We start from the raw sequence: 5787 nt of genomic DNA on the forward strand, positions 1-5787 counted from the left end.
TTTGAGGGGTATAGGTTTTTTAAACCCGATTCTATATTTTTGCGGATATTAGATGTTTTCAATAGCCGCTATGATACTGTCTGGCGGCTATTTTGTCAAATTAATCGCCCCATTTATTTTTTTAACTATAAAAGTGTCGGTCTAAAAAATCTTAAACCTAATTTTTGCAAAGCATAATGATAAAAATTTTGTCCCGATGCGAAAGGATTTTTTACGTGAACATCACATAATTCTTGAACGATTTTGACAAACTTTCCAGTAAATTCTTCTGACTGTTTATTTAATTTATCGGTCAACTCTGCCTCAAAGTTAGAGAGCATCAAAAAGTGTGGGGCAATTACATTTATAAATAAAACGCATCATTTTAAGGTAGTTACTTAAACTCAGTTTAATCTCAAAAAACATTTTAAGGGGGCCAATTGAACCCATTAATTTTTTAACCAAGTATATAAAAAATATTTTGCCCCACACTTTTTGATGCACTCGTGTTAAATGAGTACATTAAATAGTGTGGGGCAATTACATTTCTATGATTAAAGAATCATGTTTAGAACGTTTCCTTAACCCTTCAATTCGTAGCAAAAATATTAGCACAGAAGATAACAATGAGTTATTTTTGACCAGCAAAATATTGCTAAAAATTTACGATAAAAGTGGATTAAAAGTGAAAATTTGGTAACTGTTCTTAAATAATACTGATTTTATTTGATTTCAAATGTGTAATTTCCCGAGGTTAAAGTCATTTTTACTTGACTATTTTCAATCATTATATGGCTTATTCCCACGGATTGTCTTAACGATTTTCCACCCTCATTTACTTGAAGGACTTCTTTTGCGGGCAAATAAAGTATTGCAGAAGTATTAGGAGGAATAGCAGTAATGTAAATTAGTTTATCATCTTTATATCGCCATTCGCTATTTATTTTTCCATAAACTGAATCGTAATAACCTTTGGCAAAAGTCATCACTTTGTCAGGGTCGGGTGTCGGTTTCAAGATAATTTGTTTGAAAGCAGCTTTTTCTGGACTTCTCTGAATACCTAATGAATAATTATACATCCAAGCCGAAATGGCTCCAAATGAGTAATGATTAAAAGAATTCATTGAATTATTGCCACCAAAACCATTTTCTACAGTGTAAGAATTGAGGCGTTCCCAAATGGACGTTGCACCATTAACTACTGAATATAACCACGAAGGATATGATTTTTGTTGCAATAATCGGTAAGCATTTGCATGATTTCCATTTTCAGAAAGTGCTTCAGAAATAGAAGCTGTACCGATAAAACCAGTCATTAATGAATAGGCAGGATGCTCAGCACCTTCATCATCTTTGTTTTTACGAAGAATAGCTTCATTCAAATATTTGATAGCAAAAGGCTTATTTTCTTCATTAAATAAACCCAAATCAAGCGGAATTGCGTAAGATGCTTGACTATCAATCACAAGGCCTTTGTCAGATTTTTCTTCTACATTTCTTGCATTAGGTGGTCCCATACGGGCTATTTTTACGCCTGATTTAATGGTTTTATGGGTAGTTTTATCCATATAAATCTCATTAAAAGTTTTTTTAATTGCTTCATACTGTGTTTTGAAAGCAACTGCATCATCGGTTTTTTGTAGAATAGTTGCCACTTTATTCATAATTTCCAAATCGTAAGCAAAATAGGTCATCCAAAACTCGGTATTATCATTTTTGTTTCCTTCAGGGCTTAACCAATCTCCTAATGGCCCTTCATTCAAAATACCAGTCGTTTTGTCAACTTTGGTATTTAAAAACACAATGTAGCGTTTCATAGCATCATAATGTTCCTTTAAAAGCTGAACATCCCCATATTGTTGATAAGTTTCCCAAGCCACTACTATTCCTGCACTTCCCCAAAGCGTTCCGCCAAAACCACCACCCATTGGAGCCACATCGGTAAATCTGCCGCTTTCAGCTTGCACATCTCGCATATTTAAAAGGTGCCTTCTGAGAAACAAATCGGAATTTGTCAAGTAAGTTGCAGATTTAGAAAAAACTGAAATATCTCCGCTCCACCCCATTCGTTCATTTCGGGCAGGTGTATCCGTTGGAATTGAGAGGAAATTACTACGCAAAGACCAGGTAATATTTTTCCAAAGTTTATTCACCAATTCGTTTGAGGTTTCATAAGCTGAACTCAATTCATTTACCGAACTGATTACCAAACCTTTAACATCAGTAATTGGAATGGCTTGGTCAATTCCTGTTATTTCAAGGTATCGATAGCCATGAAATGTAAATCTTGGCTGAATAATTTCATCGCCACCTTTTAAAATATAAACATCTTGCGTTAGGGCGGCTCTAATGTTTTCCATCATGACCATACCTGCATTTTCGCCATATTCTTTCAAATCCGGATATTTTACTTCGGCGTAACGCATCGTAATTACTTGTCCTTTCTGGCCATTTTTAATTAAAATTTGGGGAACTCCCACCATATTTTGAGCCATGTCATAAACAAAAACCTTGGGACGAACTTCTTCAACTTTTTGAGCAATCATCGTTTTCACGATGGTAGCATTATCGCCCATTTGTCCAACCAACTTGAAATCTTTATATTCTAATGATGGTTTTCTACCCATCATGTCGGTAAAAGTACCTTTATAAGTAGTCCCTTCTAAGGGTACTTCAACAGCAGATTTCCAAGTATTTGGGTCATAGTTAGCAGTTGACCAATCTTTAATCAAAACTTCTTTGTTGGCATCGTAAACTTCTCCTTGAAAATAGCTTCCATACCGAATTGGGCCATCATTGAAAAACTTCCAATCAGTTGGACTGGAGGTAATTATCTGTTCAGAATCGTCGGAATACGTAATGACTAATTTGCTCAAAAGTGATTGTCTATCACCAAAATAATTCCAACTATCGCCACTGTACGTGATATTTCCACTCCACCAGCCTTCGCTTAACCAGGCACCAATGGCATTTTTATCACCTTGTTTCAAGGCATCTTTCACGTCATACGTTTGATACATGTGGTTTTTATTATATTGCGTCAGACCTGGATTGAAGTAATCATTGCTTACTCGTTTTCCATTCATGTAAAACTCATAAATACCTCTTGCAGTTACATACAAGCGAGCCGATTTAATAGCTTTAGTTTGTGTTAAAAATGTAGTTCTTAGCATCGGAGCCGCATTTTTACTGGGATTTGCCAAAATCAAAGCACCCCCTTTTATTACATAATTTCCATTTTCAATAGTTAGTTTATTTGACTTAAAAATGCCCTTATAGATTTGATTATCAAGCTTTTCAGCAAATAACGTGTTCGATGGAAAACGAAAATTTTTTACATTCAAATCAGAAAAGTAAGCAATTTGATTTTCGTCAGTTTGAAAACCAATATCGGCCAACATCGGAAAACTGATAAAATTATTTCCACTTCCAACTGGATTTAGATTAAAACCACGAGCCGTAAAAGGCGAAGCATTTCCTTCAACTTTATCATTTAACCTATTTCCTTTCTCTTCTCCGTCAACGTAAATTTCAAATAAACCAAAATTGCATTCTACAAAAACTTTGTGCTTCTCGTATTTATTTGCCTGATTAACAAAAGTTTGTGAAATTTCAAGACTTTTTATTGGTTTTTCTTTCGAATCATTTTTTGTGTAACCTACTCGATAAATATTCAATTTTGCCAGCCCATCAGTTGCTTCCGAAACATTTGAAATATCTAATTCAAAAGAAATATAACTTTGATTCGGCGTATTTTCCATGGCCATCAAATTCAAATCTTTGTCCATTAAACGTGAATCATTCCCACCAAAAACAAATGCGGCCTTGGTAGAATTTGAGGATTTGTCGAGCTGAATGCCATATTGAAATTTATAAACTGATAAATAATGCGAATAAAGCACCAAATCTTCGTCACCGCCACCAATCCAACTGGCTCCCGACCATGCTGAAATATCGGAGTTTAATAATCCTGTTTCAAATGTAGAACTATTACCCGAAATTTTATTGGTATTATCCCAAACGCTTACTTTCCAAGTATAACGAGTGGTCGCTTTTAAAGGAGTTCCTGCATATTCGATGCCATGCGAAATATTAGCGTTAACTTTTTTAGAATCCCATAAAATTTGATTTTTAGAATCTGTAACTATAATTTGGTAGGCTTTTTGGGAATAACCCCTTTTAGCATCTAAGGCCTTCATTTGCCAAGAGAAATGGGGATTTGTAATATCAATTCCCAGTGGTTTTTCTTGATAATCGACTTTTAAGTTGTCGATCGAGACATTGGCAAAAACGTTTACGATAAATGAAACAAACAAAAATAAAGAAAGTAAGGTCTTTTTTTGATTAATCATTGGATATTTGGTTGAGAATTAATTCATAAACATAAGCATTTGTCGGAAGAATACTTTCCTGTACAATCTTGGGGCTCACTTAAAACCAAGTAAAGAACGATTATTTTATTGGTAAAAAGGAGTTGGCTAAACAATTATTAGAAGCAAATCCAAATTTATTTACTCAAATATTGGACGAATTAAAAGGCAAATCACAGGCAGATAAAAATAATCTACTGGCTGAACTTGCTCTTGATAATTATAAGCCAATTCTTGGGGTTCAACACGATAGTTTAGAAGAATTTGTAAATAATTTCAGCATGGATGGCACTTTTCAAAGTTATGTACTTGGAAAAATGACACCCATGTTTAACGATTTTCAATTATTTAGAGATATTTTTTTGTCAAAAGCCAAGCAATTGGTTATTAAGGATATAGGATTGTTTTAAGTCTTTCTATGTCCTCGAATCAATTTGCTGCATACAATTTGATTTTTACGGATAATCCTACAGTCATCCATGTTTGTTCCAATAATATTGTCGATACAATAAATAAATCGTTTTGAAATACTCAAATTTAAGAGCTGGATTTCTCATGAACTTTTGATTAGCTCATCATATATAACCTGAGTTTGTTTTCATAGTCCAAGCTGTTGTTTAATGATTATTTTTCCCATTCAATTTCCGTTATCAGTTCTTCTTTAGCGGGTAAATAGGGCAAGTATTTCGTAGCAAAAAGTTGTTGGTTTTCCTTCAAAACTGAGTATTTGGCAATGGTGCTATCGGTTTCTGTACAGAGTAAAATGCCAATGGTTGGGTTGTCGGACTCGTGTTTTTCCAAGTCATCATACATACGCACAGACACACATATCTAATTGCCCAATATCCTGTTGCGTTATTTACGGAGTTTCAAAAGGGGGTACGGATAATTGTTAGGAGATTTAGGGGTAAGATATGATTGAAACTGGGGATAAGATTGCTGGAAGTGTCGCTTTTTCAGTGACGGCTTGGTAATACGTATTCGTTTAATTGATTTGTGTTGATTTTGGTTGGGATTTTGGTTTTGACAAATGGTATTATTCGGGGGAAAAATTGTTTGTTTGGTTATAGCTGGTTTGGATTGGTTTATGTTGGTTAATTCTTTGTTATTTTTTTTTTTACAAGTATGGTGATTTTCAATTGATTAGGAGATACTTTAAAAGATTTTCATTTTTTTTTGCTTTAGAGTTTGGTGGTTTAGAAATAAACCTGCAACTTTGCACTCCCAAACAACGAAAGAGGGTTAGGGAACCTGGGATTAGGTTATTATTTAGGGGTAAGCGTTTAGGGGTTTGCTACATTAATTGGGTCAAAAAGTTGGCTTAATTGGAAGAGTTCTTTGAGGTATTGGTAGAGAAATAGAGAGAATAAGATATTCAAGAAACGGGTTGTGTCGTTATGGTTCTTTTATATTATATAGAGGGCATGATAATACAATT

At 34.2% G+C, this 5787-nt stretch carries 4 protein-coding genes; 1 reads left to right on the plus strand and 3 read right to left on the minus strand.

The annotated features are described in order from the left end of the window. Nucleotides 1-125 precede the first annotated feature (125 nt). Together AC1W31_RS20150 and AC1W31_RS20155 are read right to left on the minus strand one after the other, a co-directional pair. On the minus strand, nt 126-320 hold the full coding sequence (locus tag AC1W31_RS20150; protein WP_481736297.1) for a hypothetical protein: 195 nt from the start codon (nt 318-320) through the stop codon (nt 126-128). 381 nt (nt 321-701) lie between these two features. After that, on the minus strand, nt 702-4331 hold the full coding sequence (locus AC1W31_RS20155; protein WP_481736298.1) for a family 78 glycoside hydrolase catalytic domain: 3630 nt from the start codon (nt 4329-4331) through the stop codon (nt 702-704). Nucleotides 4332-4453: 122 nt separating this feature from the next. Here AC1W31_RS20155 and AC1W31_RS20160 point away from each other — a divergent pair, with 122 nt between their 5' ends. Then, entirely contained in the window at nt 4454-4759 is a 306-nt protein-coding gene (locus AC1W31_RS20160; RefSeq protein ID WP_481736299.1) for a hypothetical protein, read from the plus strand. A gap of 214 nt (nt 4760-4973) precedes the next feature. On the opposite strand, the gene AC1W31_RS20165 is transcribed toward AC1W31_RS20160, so the two are convergent. Next, the gene (locus AC1W31_RS20165) at nt 4974-5150 is read right to left on the minus strand and encodes a PDDEXK nuclease domain-containing protein (RefSeq protein WP_481736300.1); all 177 of its coding nucleotides are present in this window, start codon (nt 5148-5150) and stop codon (nt 4974-4976) included. Between the last annotated feature and the right edge of the window lie 637 nt (nt 5151-5787).

This window comes from Arcicella sp. (genome assembly GCF_964672035.1).

Coding starts and splice junctions, on each gene's coding strand:
- AC1W31_RS20150 (WP_481736297.1), bottom strand. CDS start 320: ATGCTCTCTAACTTTGAGGCAGAGTTGACCGATAAATTAAATAAACAG.
- AC1W31_RS20155 (WP_481736298.1), bottom strand. CDS start 4,331: ATGATTAATCAAAAAAAGACCTTACTTTCTTTATTTTTGTTTGTTTCA.